This is a genomic window from Arthrobacter oryzae (genome assembly GCF_030812315.1).
Classification (GTDB): domain Bacteria; phylum Actinomycetota; class Actinomycetes; order Actinomycetales; family Micrococcaceae; genus Arthrobacter; species Arthrobacter oryzae_B.
The window spans coordinates 39,712-57,898 of record NZ_JAUSSM010000008.1; the positions used below are offsets into that span (position 1 = coordinate 39,712).

Annotated in this window: 17 protein-coding genes; 9 read left to right on the forward strand and 8 right to left on the reverse strand. The window is 65.1% G+C overall.

Translation table 11 applies throughout. The features are described from left to right. Positions 1-59: 59 nt before the first annotated feature. Positions 60-1,898, reverse strand: coding sequence for an AMP-dependent synthetase/ligase (locus J2S97_RS16130; protein ID WP_307050964.1), 1,839 nt, complete (start codon positions 1,896-1,898; stop codon positions 60-62). 178 nt (positions 1,899-2,076) lie between these two features. Here J2S97_RS16130 and J2S97_RS16135 point away from each other — a divergent pair, with 178 nt between their 5' ends. Further along, entirely contained in the window at positions 2,077-3,168 is a 1,092-nt protein-coding gene (locus J2S97_RS16135) for an ROK family glucokinase (RefSeq protein ID WP_307050965.1), read from the forward strand. 3 nt (positions 3,169-3,171) lie between these two features. Here J2S97_RS16135 and J2S97_RS16140 read toward each other — a convergent pair whose 3' ends face one another. From J2S97_RS16140 to J2S97_RS16150, 3 genes are read right to left on the reverse strand one after another with little or no spacing between them, the layout of a single operon-like run. Continuing rightward, a complete protein-coding gene (locus J2S97_RS16140; RefSeq protein WP_307050966.1) occupies positions 3,172-3,696 on the reverse strand; it encodes a hypothetical protein in 525 nt (174 codons plus the stop codon). After that, positions 3,696-4,490 (reverse strand): alpha/beta hydrolase, encoded by a 795-nt coding sequence (locus J2S97_RS16145; protein ID WP_307050967.1) that lies wholly within the window; start codon positions 4,488-4,490, stop codon positions 3,696-3,698. The genes J2S97_RS16140 and J2S97_RS16145 overlap by 1 nt, the downstream gene beginning before the upstream one ends. Beyond that, entirely contained in the window at positions 4,487-5,275 is a 789-nt protein-coding gene (locus tag J2S97_RS16150; protein ID WP_307050968.1) for an alpha/beta hydrolase, read from the reverse strand. The genes J2S97_RS16145 and J2S97_RS16150 overlap by 4 nt, the downstream gene beginning before the upstream one ends. Before the next feature lie 111 nt (positions 5,276-5,386). On the opposite strand from J2S97_RS16150, the gene J2S97_RS16155 reads away from it, so the two are divergent. Then, the gene (locus J2S97_RS16155) at positions 5,387-6,121 is read left to right on the forward strand and encodes a lysophospholipid acyltransferase family protein (RefSeq protein ID WP_307050969.1); all 735 of its coding nucleotides are present in this window, start codon (positions 5,387-5,389) and stop codon (positions 6,119-6,121) included. A 92-nt stretch (positions 6,122-6,213) separates the two neighbouring features. Continuing rightward, positions 6,214-7,605, forward strand: coding sequence for a class II 3-deoxy-7-phosphoheptulonate synthase (locus J2S97_RS16160; protein WP_307050970.1), 1,392 nt, complete (start codon positions 6,214-6,216; stop codon positions 7,603-7,605). Positions 7,606-7,677: 72 nt separating this feature from the next. Here J2S97_RS16160 and J2S97_RS16165 read toward each other — a convergent pair whose 3' ends face one another. Beyond that, the gene (locus J2S97_RS16165; RefSeq protein WP_307050971.1) at positions 7,678-9,813 is read right to left on the reverse strand and encodes a Stk1 family PASTA domain-containing Ser/Thr kinase; all 2,136 of its coding nucleotides are present in this window, start codon (positions 9,811-9,813) and stop codon (positions 7,678-7,680) included. A gap of 103 nt (positions 9,814-9,916) precedes the next feature. Then, positions 9,917-11,269, reverse strand: a complete 1,353-nt coding sequence (locus J2S97_RS16170; RefSeq protein WP_307050972.1) for a lytic transglycosylase domain-containing protein — start codon at positions 11,267-11,269, stop codon at positions 9,917-9,919. Positions 11,270-11,511: 242 nt separating this feature from the next. Between J2S97_RS16170 and J2S97_RS16175 the strand changes: the two genes are divergently transcribed. Further along, positions 11,512-11,865, forward strand: coding sequence for an Rv2175c family DNA-binding protein (locus J2S97_RS16175; protein WP_307050973.1), 354 nt, complete (start codon positions 11,512-11,514; stop codon positions 11,863-11,865). A 101-nt stretch (positions 11,866-11,966) separates the two neighbouring features. On the opposite strand, the gene J2S97_RS16180 is transcribed toward J2S97_RS16175, so the two are convergent. Together J2S97_RS16180 and J2S97_RS16185 are read right to left on the reverse strand one after the other, a co-directional pair. Beyond that, entirely contained in the window at positions 11,967-13,061 is a 1,095-nt protein-coding gene (locus tag J2S97_RS16180; RefSeq protein ID WP_307050974.1) for a polyprenyl synthetase family protein, read from the reverse strand. Continuing rightward, a complete protein-coding gene (locus J2S97_RS16185; protein ID WP_307050975.1) occupies positions 13,058-13,588 on the reverse strand; it encodes a hypothetical protein in 531 nt (176 codons plus the stop codon). The genes J2S97_RS16180 and J2S97_RS16185 overlap by 4 nt, the downstream gene beginning before the upstream one ends. A 140-nt stretch (positions 13,589-13,728) precedes the next feature. On the opposite strand from J2S97_RS16185, the gene dinB reads away from it, so the two are divergent. From dinB to J2S97_RS16210, 5 genes are all read left to right on the forward strand, one after another. Continuing rightward, positions 13,729-14,889 carry a DNA polymerase IV gene (gene dinB, locus J2S97_RS16190; protein ID WP_373460577.1) on the forward strand — a complete coding sequence of 387 codons (1,161 nt, stop codon included), beginning with the start codon at positions 13,729-13,731 and terminating at the stop codon, positions 14,887-14,889. 244 nt (positions 14,890-15,133) lie between these two features. After that, positions 15,134-15,505, forward strand: coding sequence for a DUF3040 domain-containing protein (locus J2S97_RS16195; protein WP_307050977.1), 372 nt, complete (start codon positions 15,134-15,136; stop codon positions 15,503-15,505). Positions 15,506-15,870: 365 nt separating this feature from the next. Continuing rightward, positions 15,871-16,299 (forward strand): division/cell wall cluster transcriptional repressor MraZ, encoded by a 429-nt coding sequence (gene mraZ / locus J2S97_RS16200; protein WP_028271726.1) that lies wholly within the window; start codon positions 15,871-15,873, stop codon positions 16,297-16,299. A gap of 188 nt (positions 16,300-16,487) precedes the next feature. After that, positions 16,488-17,486: a 16S rRNA (cytosine(1402)-N(4))-methyltransferase RsmH gene (gene rsmH / locus J2S97_RS16205; RefSeq protein WP_307050978.1), complete on the forward strand. Its 999-nt coding sequence runs from the start codon at positions 16,488-16,490 to the stop codon at positions 17,484-17,486. Then, on the forward strand, positions 17,483-18,151 hold the full coding sequence (locus J2S97_RS16210) for a hypothetical protein (RefSeq protein ID WP_307050979.1): 669 nt from the start codon (positions 17,483-17,485) through the stop codon (positions 18,149-18,151). Before rsmH ends, J2S97_RS16210 begins: the two co-directional genes overlap by 4 nt. Positions 18,152-18,187 lie beyond the last annotated feature (36 nt).

The window sequence follows — 18,187 nt, forward strand, 5'->3', positions numbered from 1 at the left end:
ACCTCCCGGTCGGGAGGTCCTCCTTTGTTGTTCCTGCGGCTTTTGTTCCTGCGACCGGACTAGTGCTGTCCGGACGGCTCGGTGCGGGCCGGGCGGGGTGCAGCGTACATGTCCGCGATGACGGATTCGAAGTCCTTCATCACCTGGGCACGCTTGACCTTCATTGACGGGGTCAGATGGCCGGATGCCTCGGTGAAGTCGGACGGTACGATGCGGAACGACTTGATGGCCTCGGCCTGGGACACCGACTGGTTGGCGTGTGTGATCAGGTCCTGGACGGCTGCCTTGACCACCGGATGGTCGGCCGCTTCCGCCAGCGTGGTGGTGGCAGGCAGCCCGTGGCGCTGCAGCCACCCCGGCAGGGCTTCCTCGTCCAGCGTCACCAGGGCGCCGATGAACGGCCTGTTGTCTCCCACAACGAGGACCTGGGAGACGAGCGCATCGGCACGGATCTGGTCTTCCAGCAGGGCGGGCACCACGTTCTTGCCGGTGGCCGTCACGATGATTTCCTTCTTGCGGCCCGTGATGGTCAGGAATCCGTCACTGTCCATTTGCCCGATGTCGCCCGTCCGGAACCAGCCGTCCACGAAGGTGTCGGCCGCGAGGTCGTCACGTTTGTAGTAGCCGCGCATCACGCAGACGCCCTTGGCGAGGATCTCGCCGTCGTCGGCTATCTTCACCGCGTTGCCGGGCAGGGGAGCGCCCACCGTTCCGATCCTGATCAGTTGGGGAGTGTTCACCGTGATCGGGGCCGTGGTTTCGGTCAGGCCGTAGCCTTCGAGGATCTGCAGGCCGATGCCCTGGAAGAAGTGCCCCAGGCGTTCGCCCAGCGGGCCGCCGCCGGAGACGGCGTGGGCCACCTCGCCGCCCATGGCCGCGCGCAGCTTGCTGTAGACGAGCTTGTCGAAGAGCGCGTGCCGGAGCTTGAGGCCGAGGCCCACAGACCCGGCCTGACGGGCACGCGAGTAGGCGATCGCGGTGTCGGCAGCCTTGTGGAAAATCGCTCCCTTGCCGCCGTCCTCGGCCTTCGTCAGTGCGGAGTTGTAGACCTTTTCGAACACCCGCGGCACGGCCAGGATGAACGTGGGCTTGTAGCTCTGCAGGTCCGGCAGGAGGTGCTTGATATCCGGGGTGTGGGCCACGGTGACACCGGCCGCCACGGCCAGGACCGAGATGAAGCGGGCAAACACGTGGGCCAGCGGCAGGAACATGATGGTCCTGGCTTCCTCATGGACGATGCCGCTCAGGGAAGTGGCCAGCGCGTTCTCCGAAAGCTCCACGAAGTTGCCGTGCGTCAGTTCGCAGCCCTTGGGGCGGCCGGTGGTGCCCGAGGTGTAGATGATCGTGGCGACGTCAGAGAGGGAAGCGAGGCTCCGGCGTGTCTCCAGGTCTTCGTCGCTGACGGCCGTCCCGGCGGCCCGGAGCTCCTCCAGGCCTGTGCCTTCAAGCTGCCACACGTGGGCCAGTGACGTGAGACCTTCGGACGTGGCGGCCTGCCGGATGATGTCTTCGTGGTGCGCTGCCTCGCCAAAGGCGGCGACTGCGCCCGAGTCGCCGAGGTTCCAGGCCACCTGGGTGGGTGAGGACGTCTCGTAGATGGGGACCGAGATGCCGCCGGCGAACCAGATGGCGAAGTCCACCAGTGCCCACTCGTACCGCGTGCGGGACATGATGCCGACGCGGTCGCCTGCTGCGACGCCGCTGGCCATGAGGCCCTTGGCCAGGACGCGGACGTCGGCGAGGAAGTCGGTGGCAGAAATATCCTGCCACTGCCCGGCGGCATCGAGCCGCGAATACAGGGACGGGTTCGAGGCCTTGGCGGCTTGCCGCAGCACCAGGTCGGTGATATTGGTTTCCGGGGGTACGTTTACCAAGGGCGGAACACTGAATTCGCGCACGATAGCTCCTTTGTTATCCATAGACCCGCAAGGGGTACTGCTAACACTAGTACGCCCGTTGCGGAGGTGTGTCCTGATTCACCTACTGGCGAGTAACTTTACGGTCAAGTGCAGGAATTCCGCTACTCCGGCATGCCCGGCGGCGCCGGAAACGGGCCGGGCAATAGAATGGGGAACCATGCACACACCTTCGCCCGGCGACCTGCCCAGACCCTTTCGACGGACGGCCGCCTGGCGGCGCAGGAAGCCTGCCGTACAGGATGTACTGTCTGCAAGCCAGGGCTTCCGCGAGCACCTCCGGCTGGGTCGCAAGGGGCTGGCGATCGGTGTGGACATCGGGGGAACGAAGGTTGCCGCCGGCGTGGTGGATGCCGACGGCAGGATCCTCAGCCAGGCCCGGCGATCGACGCCCGGATACGACCCCCGGGCGGTGGAACAGGTCATCGTGGAACTCGTGGAGGAGTTGGGCCGCGGCCACCGCATCTGGTCGGTGGGCATCGGCGCGGCCGGCTGGATGGACCTCGACGGCGGAACTGTGCTCTTCAGCCCACATCTCGCCTGGCGCAACGAGCCGCTGCGGGAGAACCTCCAGCGCCTGCTGCGCCGGCCGGTCCTGCTGACCAACGACGCCGACGCTGCCGCGTGGGCGGAGTGGCGCTTCGGCGCGGGGCAGGGACAAAACAGGCTCGTCTGCATCACCCTCGGCACCGGGATCGGCGGTGCCATGGTGATGGACGGCAGGGTGGAACGCGGACGGTTTGGTGTCGCCGGTGAGTTCGGCCACCAGATCATCATGCCCGGCGGACACCGGTGCGAATGCGGAAACCGCGGCTGCTGGGAGCAGTACGCGTCCGGAAACGCCCTGGGCCGTGAAGCCCGTGAGCTTGCTGCTGCCAATTCACCCGTGGCGCAGGAACTCCTGAAAGCCGTGGATGGGCAGGCGGATAAAATCACCGGGGCCATCGTGACGGAATTGGCGAAGGCAGGGGACCCAACATCGCGGGAACTGCTCGAAGACGTCGGGGAATGGCTGGGCCTTGGCCTCGCAAACCTCGCGGCCGCGCTGGATCCCGGGAAGTTCGTGATCGGCGGAGGACTCTGCGATGCCGGCGAACTGCTGGTGGCGCCTGCACGCAAGGCTTTTGCCCGGAACCTGACCGGGCGGGGGTTTCGGCCCGCAGCAGAGATCGCACTGGCGGCGCTGGGTCCCAACGCGGGACTGATTGGCGCAGCGGACCTGTCCCGGGTCAGCAGCCGAATGCACGGCTAGACGCTAAACGCGGGCGCCGTCGTCGTGATCGTCCTTTTCCTGCGGCAGCTGCATGATCAGGTAGATCACTGACAGGACGAATGCTGCGACAACGCCCAAAATGGCCATCAGCGGCGCCGACCGCCAGAACATGGCGGCGAGCACCAAGGCGACAGGGCCGCCCACAGCACCCAGCCAGGCCAGCATCGTCAGGGGATCTGTGCCAGCCAGGCTTGGCGGTTCCTCGGGAACGAACGGGTCATCGTCGTCCGCCTCGTAGTCCCGTGGGCCGGTGCCCGCCTCCGCGTGGTCTGCTTGAGGAAGCGGTTGCCGGGCAGCGGCCAGGCGTTCGGACGCCGAGGGCTCAGTCGGCGCGGCGCCGGACAGCCCCAGCGGATCGAAGTCGCGGAACGGCCGTTTGGACGGAGTGCTGCCCTCCGCCGCCGGAGCCTCAGAGTCGCGGCCCTCGAGGCGGGAGACGAGGTCGAGCCACACGGCATCGTCCTGGTTCGCGCTCTGGTCCGAGGAATTCGAGTCGGATCTGGTCATCAGCCATGTCCTTCAGGGCTAGCGGGGGAAGCGTCCACGTTTCCCGGAACCACTGTGCGGATGAAGTCCGCGGTCCCGCGGAAAATCTCCTCGGCGTCATTATCCAAGGTGGCCACGTGGTAGCTGTTTTCCAAGGAGCTGAGCTCCAGCGGGGCGTTTCTAAGGCCCCGGCGCAGCGCCGCGATGCTGGAGTCGGACACCACATGGTCCACCGTGGAGCGAAACACCCGGACGGGTGCGGTGATCAGCGGCAGCAGCCGCAGGGTGTCCTTGAACATTTTGTTGAGCTCATGGGCCGCCGCCACGGGTGTCCGCGGGTAGGCGCCCTCGTCCATGTCCGGCTTCAGGATGTCGTTCGCAATGGCGGGCGTGCTTTTCATGACCAGCTTCAGGATGCCGGCGAGCGGGGCCCGCGGATCGTCGATCACCAGGCCCGGATTGACCACGACGGTTCCCGCCACAGGACGCTGCGCGGCCACCCTCAGGGCAAGGGCGCCTCCCATGGACAGACCGGCCGTGAACACATGGTCGCATTCGGCCTCAAGCTCCAGGTACGCGGCGTCGTAGGCCGCGTGCCAATCCTGCCAGCGGGTCCGCGCAAGTTCCTGCCAGCTGGTGCCGTGCCCCGGCAGGAGCGGCATCCGCACGGCGAAGCCGGCGTCGGCCAGCGATTGGGCCCAGGCCCGCACACCGTGCGGGCTGCCAGTGAAACCATGGGAAACCGCGACGCCGATTGACGGGCCGTCGCCAGTAAAGGGGCTGCTAAAGGGGGTGTGGTCGGCGGCGATGCTCATGATGTCTCCGAGGATACGTGGTTCGGCGCGTGGTCATGGAAAAAGCGGGTCGAATTCTCGAAAATCACCGGCGCATCGTTGTCCAGGGTGGCGACGTGCCCACTGTTCGGCAGCGTTACGACGTCAAGGTCGGCTGACCCCAGCCGTCGCCTGATCATCGCAAGGGACGACGGCGGCACAACGTCGTCGTGGTCTGATTTGAAGACCAGGACCGGCGCGGTCACCCGGGGCAGTCCCCGGCGGGCGGCAGCGAACAGTTTCTTCAGCTGGTGGACGGCGGCCAGCGGTGTCTGTGAATAGTCGCCATCTTCAGTCGTGGCCGCGGTGGGGTTGGCCTCCACAATCGGCAGGGTGGTGCGCTGGAAGTACTTCAGGACGCCGATGACCCGAACCCTGCGGTCGTAGAAGCTGAGCCCCGGGTTGACCACGGCCACACCGGCAACCGGGTGGCGGGACGCCGTCCGCAGGGCGAGGGCGCCGCCCATCGAGAGTCCGGCGACGTAGCAGGCGTCAGTCCGGCCCGCGAGCTCAGCGTAGGCGGCGTCAAACGTTCCTGCCCATTCCCGCCAGCCGGAACGGGCCAGCTCGCGCCAGTCAGTTCCATGTCCGGGCAGGAGGGGGACGGAGACCGCAAACCCCTGCTCGGCCAGGTGCAGGGCCCACGGCATGACGCTGAGCGGACTCCCGGTAAAGCCGTGGCAAATGGCAATGCCAATCCTGGCATTCCTGCCATGGCCGGGGTAACTGAAAGCGGCAGGCGTCGACGGTTTGCTGCTTTCTCTCATATGCCCATCGTGTCACTCTTCGGTACAAATCTCACTAGAGTAGGGTTGCATTGAAGTCCTGGCCGGACCCGACGAAGGGCCGGTTAGACGCCTTCCGGAGAGGTACACCACGTGTTTTATTGGTTCATGAAGACGTTCGTTCTGGGACCGGTGCTAAAGCTCCTGTTCCGGCCCTGGGTCAAGGGGCTCGACAACGTTCCCGCCGAAGGCGCAGCCATCCTGGCCTCGAATCATCTGTCGTTCTCCGACTCCATCTTCATGCCCCTGATGGTTCCGCGCCCCGTGATTTTCCTGGCGAAGTCGGAGTACTTCACTGGCAGGGGCCTCAAAGGCAGGCTGACCGCCCTCTTCTTCCGGCTGACGAACCAGCTGCCCATGGACCGTTCCGGGGGAGCGGCCTCGGCCGCTTCGCTCAACGCCGGCATGGATGTCCTGACGCACGGCTCGCTGTTGGGAATCTACCCCGAAGGAACCCGGAGCCCCGACTCGCGGCTTTACCGCGGAAAGGTCGGTGTTGCGAAGCTCGCCCTGGAGGCCAGGGTTCCGGTCATTCCCGTAGCCATGATCGGAACGGACAAGGTCCAGCCCATCGGGAAGCGGATGCCGAACATCCGGCGGATCGGCATGATCTTCGGTGAGCCGCTGGACTTCAGCCGCTATTACGGCATGGAGGAAGACCGCCTGATCCAGCGGTCCGTGACGGACGAAATCATGTACGAACTAATGCGCCTGTCCGGGCAGGAGTACGTGGACGAATACGCGGCCGTAGTCAAACTGCGGTTGGCGGGAAAGCCCACGGACAGCTCAGGCGGCGGGAGCGGCCCCGCGGAGCCGGGGAAAGCGTGACGCCGGTTCTGTGACGCTTGTTCTGTGACGCTTGTTTGGGACGAATGACGGTTACGGTGCGGAAACCCGGATCCGGGAACTAGTCTTGTAGTGTGACTGAGCTATCTGCAAAACCTGCCTCCCTGCTGACCAGTACTGCCCAGAGCGGTGCCGCCAATTATCCGGGACTGGACAACTGGCGGGAACTGCCGGTCTCCCAGCAGCCCAGCTGGCAAAACAAAGAGGTTTTTGACGCGTCCGTGAAGGAACTTTCCGTCCTTCCGCCGCTTGTCTTCGCCGGCGAAGTGGACATCCTCCGTGAAAGGCTCGCCGCTGCTGCGCAAGGCAAGGCCTTCCTGCTCCAGGGCGGGGACTGCGCGGAAACATTCGAGGCAGCGACAGCTGACAAGATCAGCGCGCGGGTCAAGACCATCCTGCAGATGGCCGTCGTCCTCACTTACGGCGCGGCGATGCCCGTCATCAAAATGGGCCGTATGGCCGGACAGTTCGCGAAGCCGCGCTCTTCCAACGACGAAACGCGCGACGGCGTGACGCTCCCCGCCTACCGCGGCGACATCGTCAACGGCTATGACTTCACCCCGGAATCCCGCGCCCACGACGCCGGCCGGATGCTGAAGGCTTACCACACGTCCGCCTCCACGCTGAACCTCATCCGGGCCTTCACCCAGGGCGGCTTCGCGGACCTCCGCCTGGTGCACCAGTGGAACAAGGGCTTCACCGAAAACCCGGCCCACGCCCGCTACGAGTCGCTGGCGCGGGACATCGACCGTGCCATCAAGTTCATGGCGTCCTGCGGCGCGGACTTCGAGGCACTCAAGCGCGTGGAGTTCTACGCCAGCCACGAAGCGCTGCTGCTCGACTACGAACGCGCGCTGACCCGCATCGACTCCCGCACGGGACTTCCGTACGACACCTCGGCGCACTTCCTCTGGATCGGGGAACGCACCCGTGAACTGGACAACGCCCACGTCGATTTCCTCTCCCGCGTCCGCAACCCGATCGGCGTCAAGCTGGGCCCCTCGACGTCCGGCGACGACGCCCTGCGGCTCATCGACAAGCTGGATCCGAACCGCGAACCGGGCCGGCTCACCTTCATCACCCGGATGGGCGCGGGCAACATCCGCGAGAAGCTCCCCGCCATCGTCGAAAAGGTCACGGCTTCCGGCGCACAGGTCCTCTGGGTCACCGATCCCATGCACGGGAACACGGTCACCTCGCCCAACGGCTACAAGACCCGTAACTTCGACGACGTCATTGACGAAGTGCGCGGCTTCTTCGAGGTGCACCATTCGCTGGGCACCATTCCGGGCGGCCTGCACGTCGAAATGACGGGTGACGACGTCGCGGAGTGCCTTGGCGGCGCCGACCCCATTGACCAGGAGGCTTTCCTGGACCGCTATGAATCGGTCTGCGATCCGCGACTGAACCACATGCAGTCCCTGGAGATGGCCTTCCTCGTCGCCGGGGCGCTTTCCAAGCGCTGACCCCGCCGCACTGGCTGACAGAAAAGCTCCGCCCGGCTGGACCAGCCGGGCGGAGCTTTTTCGTGTCTTGGCTTAGACGACCGTGAGGGTGACGACCGAACCCTCGGGAACCTGGGTGTTCACAGGATCCTGGTCCCGCACTGTTCCGAAGAAGCCGCCCAGGATGTTGTTGACCCGGACTTCGAAGCCTAGCTTCTCCAGCGCCTTTCGGGCATCGTTGGCCTGCTTGCCGATGTAGCTGGGGACCGCCACGAGCTTGGGGCCCTTGGACACCGTGAGCGTGACGGACTCGCCGCGGGTCAGGGTGCCGGAAGACGGATCCTGGGCCACCACGGCGCCCTTGGGAACCTTCTTGTCATTGACCGTTTCCGGCGAGATGACGGCCTTCAGCCCGGCTGCCTCAAGCGCCTTGACCGCGGCACCCTGTTCCTGCCCGCGCACGTCAGGCACCTGTATGGGCTCGGGTCCCTTGGAGACGGTCAGGCTGACGGGCGTACCGCGTCGGGCGGGGGTGCCGGCGGCAGGGTCCTGGGCCAGGACGGTGCCTGCGGGCTCTGTTTCGCTGAACGTCTCCGTGACGGTGCCGAGTGCCATCTCGGCGCCGTTGAGCTCGTTCTTTGCCTCGTCCAGCGACTTGCCGCTCATTGCGGGCAGCGGAAACAGCTGGGGACCCTTGGAAACAAACAGCGATACCGGCTGGAATTTGCGGATCTCCCGTCCCGCCTCAGGTTCGGTCCCCACCACCAGCCCGGCCCGGATGTCGTCGTCGAAAACGTCCTTCGTGGTGGATTGGAACCCGGCGGTGCCCAGCAGTTGCTGGGCTTCGGCCACTGTCTTGTTGGTGACGCGGGGAATCGTTCCGGGGGAGCCGGGCCCCATGCCGAAGAACCAGCCTGCCCCCGTTGCCAGCAATGCCGCGATCACCAGGATGATGATCCAGAGAAGGCCGCGACGGCGGGGGTTGCCTTCGCGGAGAGACCGGACCGGTGTTGACGCTGCCTTCGACTGCGCCTTCGCCGTGTCCCGGTCGTGTTTGCGCTGCGCCCGTTTGCTCAGGGGAGCCGCGGTGTCCGGATCCTCATCTTCGTCATCGCCGAAGGCGGCTTCCGGTTCAGCCGGGGCCGCCAGGGCACCGAACTGTCCCGGGCCCCGCGGTGAAGCCGAGAGCACCGTGGTGGGATTGCTCTGGCGGGAGATGATTTCTGTCGGATGCTGTCCGGCGGACAGGATCTCCGTTTGGTCCTGGTGCGCAGGGGGCCGGAGCCCGGCAGGGGCGGTTGCGGGCGGGTGCGAAGGCGTGCGCAGCCCTGCCGGAGAGTGGGCGACGGCGGCGATCGCCGCCGGGGGCTGGAGATCAAGTTCCGCGTCGGTGAGGTTGGTCCGGATGTGCCTTAGCTCCGACAGGAGGGCATTGCCGTCCACCGGGCGCTGCTCGGGGTCCCTTGCCGTGCACCACTGCACCAGCTCGTCCACTTCGGTGGCCAGCCCCGGCACGTCCGCCGAGGGGGCTTCCACCGAGGAATTCACATGCTGATAGGCCACCTGGATGGGGACTTCGCCGTCGAACGGCTGCTTGCCGGTGATCATTTCGTACAGCATGATGCCCACCGAGTAGATGTCGCTGCGGGCATCCGCGGTCCTGCCGAGTACCAGCTCCGGTGAAAGGTAGGCCACCGTGCCGATCAGGGCTCCGGTGCTCGTAGAGGTGGTCACCGCCCGGGCCAGTCCGAAGTCACCCACCTTGATGCGCCCGTCATCGGCGATCAGGACGTTTTCCGGTTTGATGTCCCGATGGATCAGGCCGGCTGTATGGGCCGCCCCCAGCCCTTCCACCACGGGGTCGATCAGCGCCAGGGCAAGGCGCGGAGACAGCGCGCCCTTCTCTTTGATTACGTCCCGGAGGGTGTGGCCCTTGATGTATTCCATCACCAGATAGGCGGTGGGCCCGTCGGAGCCCTGGTCCAGGACGCCTACGACATGGGGGTGGGACAGCTTGGCGGCCGCCTTTGCTTCCCGGCCCAGCCTGTCCAGGAAGTTGCCGTCGTTAACGAGGTGCGGATGAAGGACCTTGAGCGCAACGTCGCGCTCGAGCCGCTGGTCCGTTGCCAGGTAAACGGTGGACATTCCGCCGCGCGCCAGTCTGGACTGGACCCGGTAGCGGTTGTCCACCAGCGTTCCAACAAGGGGGTCCGACACTTTTTCCTGCACCCTACGATCCTAAGTGCTACACGGAAACGGGCCCGAATCGACATGCAATCCGGACCCGTATCGTTACCCGCCGGCACGCCTGTTTGCGCGTGCCGTGACGGAATTAGCTGAAGTTCTTCTGGTGTGCCTTGATGGCGGCGACGTAGGTCTTGGTGTCCTCGTACATGCCGTACTTGCTGACTGAGTACTGGCCTTGGTAGTAGCCGGCGATGGCGTGGTCCAGGTCCTTGCTCGTGCGGGTCAGCTGGCGGATGATGGCCACGCCCGCTGTTGCGTTGTCATACGGATCGAGCAGGTTCAGCTTGCGGCCGACGAGGTCCGAAGCCCACTCACCCGACGTCGGGATGACCTGCATGGTGCCAATCGCGTTGGCGGGTGAGACCGCGCGCTGGTCGAAACCGGACTCCTGGTACGCGAAAGCCAACGCGAGCGAGGGATCCACGCCCATCCGCCGGGCGGTGTCCGCGACAATCGACTTCATCTGTTCCCGGCTGGGTACGGGTGCGGCGTTGAGTAGGGCCTTGTTCTGGTTGGCGGACGAGACCACAGCGGCGGGGTAGGTGAACCCGAGGAACGAACTCGGCACCAGGGGAGTGACACTGGCGGCCGGTTGGATCGAGGCTCCGGGGATGACCAGCTTGTTGCCGGGGTAGATCATGCTGGACATCGTCAGCTTGTTAGCGGAAAGGATGTCCGAGAGCTTGACGCCGTGCTTAGCGGCAATGGCGGACAGTGTGTCGCCGGACTTGACCGTGTAGGAGCCGGAACTGGCGGCGGGGGCCGCAGCCGGCGCCGGAGCGGGCGTTGCCGCCGGGGCAGGAGCGGCGGACTGTCCGCCGCCGATCTTGATCTTCTGTCCCGGGTAGATGATGGAGCTCATGTTGAGGCCGTTCCAGCTCAACACCTCCGACAGCTTGACTCCGTGCCGTGCAGCGATGGCGCCCAGGGTATCACCGGACTTGACGGTGTAGACGCTGCCGCCGGTGCTGGCCGTTGCAGGCGCCGGGGCAGCCGGCTTGGCCGCGGGAGCAGAGGCGGTAGGGGCCGAACCGGTCAGCTTGATCTTCTGTCCCGGATAGATGATGGTGTTCGGCTGCAGGTTGTTCAGCTTAAGGACCGCGTAAGTATCCAGTCCGAAGCGGCCGGCAATGCTGCTGATGGTGTCGCCGCGCGCAATGGTGTACTCGGCGGGCGCCGCCGGCCGGGCGGGTCGCAGGGAGCCGGGAATGGTCGTAGACACCGAGGCGGCCGGGATGACGCCGGATTTCTGCGCCGCTTCCTGGGCCTGCATTGCCGCAGCAAGCGTGGCAGGCACGGTCCGGGGGCGGGATTCAGCCGCTGCAGGCTGGGCCATGGCCAGCGACGACAGGACGACTGCCGGGAGGGCGGCCGTGGTTGCCGCAATCACAGGCAGGCTCGGCCTGGGGTGCTGCTTTGGCGATCGGGGCGTCGTCATGGGAGTGATCCTCTTCTCAGCGGCGAATGCTGTCGGTCAGGCCGGTGTTACGAATGATACTAGTGTTACTAAAGTTAGTGCTGGTGCAAATGTGATCTATGTGAATCTCTCACGAATTGTCGATTAGCACAAGAAATGTCGGGCATTGTCCATATGCCTTTTTTCGGAGTGTCGGTTTGCGGGTTCAGGCCGCCGCTTGCGTTGACTAGGCGCAATAGCGCCCGCCGTGGCAATCTTGTTCCGTGAGTAATGTAGAAAGCCTTGTAGGCGAATGGCTGCCGCTGCCCGACGTTGCAGAACTGATGAACGTTTCCATCACTAAGGTCCATGGATTGCTGGACGAAAAGGCGCTCGTGGCCCTCAGGGTTGGCGACCGTAGGATCAGGTCGGTGCCCGCCGACTTTATGCAGGACGGCCATCCGGTCGAGAGCCTCAAGGGAACCATCGTCGTGCTGTCGGATGCCGGCTACTCCGATGAAGAGCTGGTCACGTGGCTTTTCACCCCGGATGAATCACTCCGGGGCCGCCCGATTGACGCACTGCGTGAAGGCCGCAAGACGGAGATCCGCCGCAGGGCACAGTCCCTCGCCTGGTAGTACTTTCCAGGGCTCCTGCCAATTCCTGGCAACTAATACTTGGCAACGGCCGCGGCCGCGCCGCTTAATACTTGGCAACGGCCGCGGCCGCGCCGCTGAATTCAGGCGGCGCGGCTGACGGTTGCTTCGGCCAGCTTTCGCAGGGCCGTCTTGGGCAGGTCTTCCAGCGGCAGCAGGTCGAGTTCCGAGAATGCTGCCCGGCCGAACTCCTCAATCAATACTTCAGTGGCCTGGAGCGCTCCGCAGTCCACAATGATCCGCCGGATTTCCTCCACGTCCGCGTCCGACAGGTCCGGGCTTCCGAGCCTGGCGTCAAGGAAACGGGATTCTTCCGGCGCCGCCTGGTCGAGGGCAAAGGCAACCAGGACCGTGCGCTTGCCTTCCCGGAGGTCGTCGCCCGCAGGCTTGCCGGTGGTGACGGGGTCACCGAAGACTCCCAGTACGTCGTCCCGGAGCTGGAAGGCTTCGCCGAGGGGCAGGGCAAACGCTGAGTAGCCACGCAGCAGTTCGTCGGAAGCACCTGCCAGCGCACCGCCCAGGGCGAGCGGGTGCTCTGTGGAATATTTCGCCGACTTGAACCGGATGATGGACTGGGCGCGGCTGACCGCTCCGGCGCGGTCCCGCCTGGGCCCGGCGACCTCTTCCAGGATGTCCAGGTACTGGCCCGCCATCACTTCCGCCCGCATCAGGTTGAAGATCAGCCGTGCCTGGCTTCCCGAAGCAGCCGTCTCGCCGATGTCCGTGAATGTCTCCTCGCTGAACGAGAGGCACAGGTCTCCGGTCAGGATGGCGGCGGCATGGCCGAATCGTTCACTGTCCAGGGCCCAGCCTTGGTCTTCATGCAGCTGGCTGAAGCGGCGGTGCACGCTGGGGCCCCCGCGCCGTGTGTCCGAACGGTCAATGATGTCATCGTGAATCAGCGCCGCCGCCTGGAACAGCTCCAGCGCCGATCCCGCAGTGACTACCTCAGCGGCTGCCGCGTCTCCGCCGGCGCCGCGCCAGCCCCAGTAGCACATGAGTGCCCGCAGCCGTTTGCCTCCGGTCACCAGGTTGGAGATGGAGCCCATCAGCGGATCGATGTCCTGGGAAATTGCGGACATCACGGATTGGCGGGTGGCCAGGAAGTCATTGAGCTTGCCGGCGACGGCGGCCACGTATGCCGTCTGCTCGAGGCGCAGCTGCTCGGCCACCGTCACTTCGCGGACTCGGCTGCAAAGTTGGCGCCGATGGTGAACGTGGAGACCCCGCCGGTCTCCACCACCGCGATGTTCACGGTTTCGTTGTCGCCGCGAAGGAAGTCCTTCGACGCCACTGCGCCCACGTTTTCTCCCGGTACTGCCTTGAAGCCCTGGGCTTCCAACTCCTTCGTATAGAAAGCGACGACGGCGGCAGCGGGAGAAGTGATGTTTCCCACCAGGGCCGCGGTCGCCGGAGTGGAGGTCTTATCGAAGCTGCTGGAGACTACCTTCGACCCCGGCATGACCGGCAGCAGCTTTTCCGGGAAACCGGAGACGAGCGCGCCAACGGTTGCTGTGGTGCCGGTCGACGCCGAGGGGCTGGCCGGGGCAGTGGTGGATGCCTGTTCAGTGGCGGAAGCTGAAGCGCTGGCCGTCCCCGAGGCCTTGGCGCCGGGATCCGCCGGGGTGCATGCCGCCAGGGCAAGCGCAAGGCCAGCCACGATCACGGCACAGCCCGTAGGCTTGAGCTTTCCAATTACAATCACTGAGACAGTCCTCCTGGTGTTGACGCCGGATTCAGCCTCCAGTTTAGTCAGTCCCACGGCATAGGATTGAAGGCGTGGGGTCGGAACAGGATAAACAGCAGCTCGAAGCGACCCTCCGGGAGCTCCGTCGAAGCAGCATCATGCACGTGGACATGGACGCTTTTTTCGTCCTGGTGGAACTCCGGAGCCGTCCGCAGCTGCGTGGAAAACCGGTGATCGTCGGTTACCCGGCGGACCGTTCGGTGGTGCTGTCCGCTTCCTATGAAGCCCGGGCCTTCGGGATCAAGTCCGCGATGCCCATGGCGGTGGCTGCGCGCATGTGCCCCTCGGCAATCATCATCGAACCCAGGCACAAGCTCTACTATGAGGTTTCCGCGCAGCTGATGGCGATCTTCGGGTCCATCACGGACCTGGTGGAGCCACTGAGCGTCGATGAGGCCTTCCTCGACGTCGGCGGGGCCATCCGGCGGCTGGGAAGTCCGCGCGAGATCGGAGAGATTATCCGCCGGCGCGTGCAGGGCGAGCTTGGCATCACGGCGTCCGTCGGCATTGCTGCCAGCAAATTTGTGGCCAAGATAGCGTCCACCCGCTGCAAGCCGGACGGGCTCCTGCTCATCGCGCCCGACGAGACAGTTGCCTACCTGCACAGTCTTCCCGTCAACGCGCTCTGGGGCGTCGGGGCCAAGACGGTGGAGGTGTTGGCACGGATGGGAATCCGGACGGTGGCGGATGTGGCCGCGACACCGCCGGCCTCGCTGAAGAAATCGCTCGGGGCCTCCGGCGAGCACGTCTACAGGCTTTCGTGGGGGATTGATCCGCGGCCGGTGACCCCGGTCCGGCTTGAGAAGAGCATCGGTGCCGAGGAAACGTTCGCCGTGGATACGGCAGATGATGTGCTCCTGCACCGGGAGCTGCTGCGGTTGTCGCACCGGACGGCCGAGCGGCTCCGAAGTGCAGGAATGGTTGCCAGGACCATCTCCCTCAAGCTCCGGTACGCCGATTTCTCCACCATCACCCGCAGCCGTACCGTGCACGCCCCGGTCGACAGTGCGCAGCTGATCTATGCCGTCACCGTGCAGCTCCTCGAATCGCTGGGCACGCGGCCCATGACAGTGCGGCTTGTCGGAGTCAGGGCGGAGCAGCTCGAGGATGCCGCCCACACCTCGCTGCAGCTCAGCCTGGACCGCCGCGATGACAATTGGCGCGCGGCAGAACAGGTCCTGGACAGGGTGGCCCGGAAGTTCGGCTCGAAATCGGTTCTGCCGGCGCGGCTTCTGGACCCCCACAACCCTGCCGACTGAGTGCAGGCGGCCCCGCCCGCGGTGTCTTTCAGAACAGGGCTAGACAAACTATCCTTAGATATACATAGATTTCGAACGTTTGGACTTACTGAAAGCCAGCTGCCTCAGCCCATCGTCCGAATGCGTGGAACCCGGGTCCTCCGGTATACGGTGGCCGGGAACCTCCAGCGCATGCCGGACGTTGTCGGATTGAGAACCAGAGGCCACGGCAAGTCCGGACGTTGGCCGACTTAAGGAGGTCGTGATGCCGCTCTCGGAGCACGAACAGAAGCTGCTCGAGCAGCTGGAGAAGCAGCTGCACGAGGACGATCCGAAGTTTGCCAACTCAATGGGATCGGATCCGGGCCGTAACTGGTCCACGCGCCACATTGTGATGGGCGTGCTGGCCACCCTGGCCGGTGTCCTCCTCCTGCTGGTGGGCGTATCACTTCAGAGCATTTTTGTTGGTGTCCTCGGTTTTGTCGTGATGGGAGCCGGAGTCTATTTCGCCACGATGCGTAGTTCGGCCGCCGGAAAAGCAAAATCGTCCGGCGCCAAGAAGTCCGGGAAAGGACGCAGTTCGTTCATGAGCGGCCTTGAGGAGCGCTGGGACGAACGCCGCCGCGGCGAACCGTGACGGTCATCCCGTGACTGGCAGCCCCTAACGCTCCACTTCGCACCACCCTGCCTCAGGCAGGCACTGCACGAAGACCCGTCCTGGCGGGTCTTTTGCATTTAATCGGCGGATATTCCGGCCGCCCGGCCTTTGACCCGCCGTCGTACTTTCGGCTGGCGTCCGCGTGCGCCACTCGCCGCCAAAACCCCTCCACTTTCCACCACGTCCCAAGAAGCCCGTATTTCCGGGGAACCGTTCGTCCAGTCCCGGGACGAATCTTTCGTGTCGCGTTGACTGTGGAGCGATGTGGAGTAAAGTGGAGCGAGTAAGAGGGTAGTGGCAGCACAGGGGACGTGCAGCTCCTGACGACAGACAGGCGGGTGGCCATGTTTCTTGGCACTCACTCGCCACGTTTGGACGAAAAGGGGCGGATCATCCTCCCAGCGAAGTTCCGTGAGGAACTTGCCAGCGGACTGGTACTCACAAGGGGCCAGGAACGCTGCATCTACGTCTTCAGTGAGCGGGAATTCGAACGGATTCACGAGCAAATGCGGGAGGCGCCCATCTCCTCCAAGCAGACTCGTGACTACATCCGGGTTTTCCTCTCTGGAGCCTCGGACGAGGTACCTGACAAGCAGGGGCGCGTGACTATTCCTCCCGCACTCCGGGCATATGCAGGTCTTGGCAGGGAGCTCGCCGTCATAGGCGCCGGCTCCCGGGCGGAGATCTGGGATGCCCAGGCTTGGAACGAGTACCTGGCAGAGAAGGAAACCTCCTTCTCTGAAACCGACGACGCCATCCCGGGAATCTTCTGATGCCCGGAGGCGACGACGGAAGCGTTTCTTGAACGAGATCTCCAGCCGCCCATCCGAACGTTTTCCTGGCTCACTTCCCCGGAGCCAGGCGGACGCTGGGATAGGCGCGGATGGGGATCTGGCTCAAGAAGCGCACCGAGGCCCACCGGGCCCACCGGGGAAAACAACAGGCAAGAGAGGACAACGGTATGAGCGATCACAACGAGCCAAAACCCACGTCCGAACGCCATGTGCCGGTCCTCAAGGACCGGTGCATCAATTTGTTGGCCCCGGGTATCGAGGCAGCCCGCCAGCGCGGCGAGAGCCCCGTGGTCATCGATGCAACCCTGGGAATGGGCGGCCACTCCGAAGCGCTGCTCCAGCGGTTCCCGGACCTCCACCTGATCGGAATCGACCGTGACGAGGAGGCCCTGGCCCTTGCCGGCGAGCGTCTGAAGCCCTTCACCGGCCGGACCGACCTGGTACACGCTGTCTACGACGAAATCCCCGACGTTCTCCGGGAGCTTGGTGTTACCGAGGTCCATGGCGTCCTCATGGACCTGGGGGTTTCCTCCCTGCAGCTCGACGAGCGTGAGCGCGGGTTCGCCTACTCCTTTGACGCACCTCTGGACATGCGCATGGACACTAGCCGCGGCCAGACGGCCGCGGATGTGGTGAACAACTACAGCGAAGAGGACTTGGTCCGCATCATCCGCAAGTGGGGCGAAGAGAAGTTTGCAGGGCGAATCGCCAACCGCATCGTGGCAGCGCGCGACGTAAAGCCGTTCACCACCACGGGTGAACTCGTCGACACCATCCGCGCTGTTGTCCCGGCAGGGGCGGCAAAGACCGGGGGACACCCGGCCAAACGGACTTTCCAGGCCCTGCGGATCGAAGTCAACGAAGAGCTCGACGTGCTGGAGCGGGCGGTGCCTGCTGCCGTGGACGCCCTGGCGATGGGGGGCCGCGTCGTGGTCATGTCGTACCACTCGCTGGAAGACAAGATCGTCAAGAAAGTCTTCCAGGCCGGCTCAAAGTCGTCAGCTCCGCTGGGGTTCCCGGTGGAACTGGAAGAGCACAAGGCCGAACTCAAGACCCTGACCAAAGGCACCGAGGTGCCCACCGCCGAGGAAATCGCCGAAAACCCGCGTGCAGCGTCCGCCCGGTTGCGCGCAGTTGAACGAATCAGAGCCAGGAGGGCCGCATGAGCACCGCCGCTGCCAAGAACTTCCCAGCCGTGTCCGGCACGGCGGCCCGTGCCCTCACGGGGCTCAAGCCTGACGGAGGTTCCGAGCGGAAGCTGCGGACCCCGCTGTCGGTAGTCCGCTCCACGCCGCGCAAGCGCAGGGCTCCCTTCGTTGTGCTCTGCTTCGCGCTGCTGGCCGTCGCCCTGATAGCCGTCCTGGTCCTGAACATCTCGGTCTCCACCGCCCAGTACCAGCTGGTACAGCTGCGGAGCGACCAGTCCACGCTGACGAAACAGAACCAGGACCTGACACAGCAGGTCCAGAACTTCGATGCTCCACAGAATTTGGCTGCCAAGGCAGCAGAACTGGGCATGGTAGCTTCCACCGGCAAAGGGCAGATCGACCTGTCCACGCTGACTGTCAGCGGCAGCCCCAAACCGGCGGCCAAGGGCGACAAGCCCGGCGCCGTCATTGCAGCGCCCGCTGTCGCCGGACAGCTCACCGTAGTTCCGCCCGCCACAACCAAGGACCCGCTGGCCGCCCGTAAGCCCGCGGAAGCCGACGTCCCTGCCCGGCCCGCACCGGCCGCGCCGGCGGCAGCAGCACCGGCCGCCGCCCCAAAGCCCGCGGCCGAGCTCCACGGAGGTTCCGTTCCGGCGCCGCGGCAAAAGACGCCGGGACAGTAACTGACAGGACTGACCACCAGCACGCAAGCAGCAAGG

What these genes read in the sequence shown, in the direction of transcription:
- mraZ (WP_028271726.1), top strand. Translation starts at nt 15,871, where the DNA reads ATGTTTCTTGGCACTCACTCGCCACGTTTGGACGAAAAGGGGCGGATC.
- J2S97_RS16135 (WP_307050965.1), top strand. Translation starts at nt 2,077, where the DNA reads ATGCACACACCTTCGCCCGGCGACCTGCCCAGACCCTTTCGACGGACG.
- J2S97_RS16150 (WP_307050968.1), bottom strand. Translation starts at nt 5,275, where the DNA reads ATGAGAGAAAGCAGCAAACCGTCGACGCCTGCCGCTTTCAGTTACCCC.
- J2S97_RS16210 (WP_307050979.1), top strand. Translation starts at nt 17,483, where the DNA reads ATGAGCACCGCCGCTGCCAAGAACTTCCCAGCCGTGTCCGGCACGGCG.
- J2S97_RS16145 (WP_307050967.1), bottom strand. Translation starts at nt 4,490, where the DNA reads ATGAGCATCGCCGCCGACCACACCCCCTTTAGCAGCCCCTTTACTGGC.
- dinB (WP_373460577.1), top strand. Translation starts at nt 13,729, where the DNA reads ATGCACGTGGACATGGACGCTTTTTTCGTCCTGGTGGAACTCCGGAGC.
- J2S97_RS16195 (WP_307050977.1), top strand. Translation starts at nt 15,134, where the DNA reads ATGCCGCTCTCGGAGCACGAACAGAAGCTGCTCGAGCAGCTGGAGAAG.
- rsmH (WP_307050978.1), top strand. Translation starts at nt 16,488, where the DNA reads ATGAGCGATCACAACGAGCCAAAACCCACGTCCGAACGCCATGTGCCG.
- J2S97_RS16170 (WP_307050972.1), bottom strand. Translation starts at nt 11,269, where the DNA reads ATGACGACGCCCCGATCGCCAAAGCAGCACCCCAGGCCGAGCCTGCCT.
- J2S97_RS16140 (WP_307050966.1), bottom strand. Translation starts at nt 3,696, where the DNA reads ATGACCAGATCCGACTCGAATTCCTCGGACCAGAGCGCGAACCAGGAC.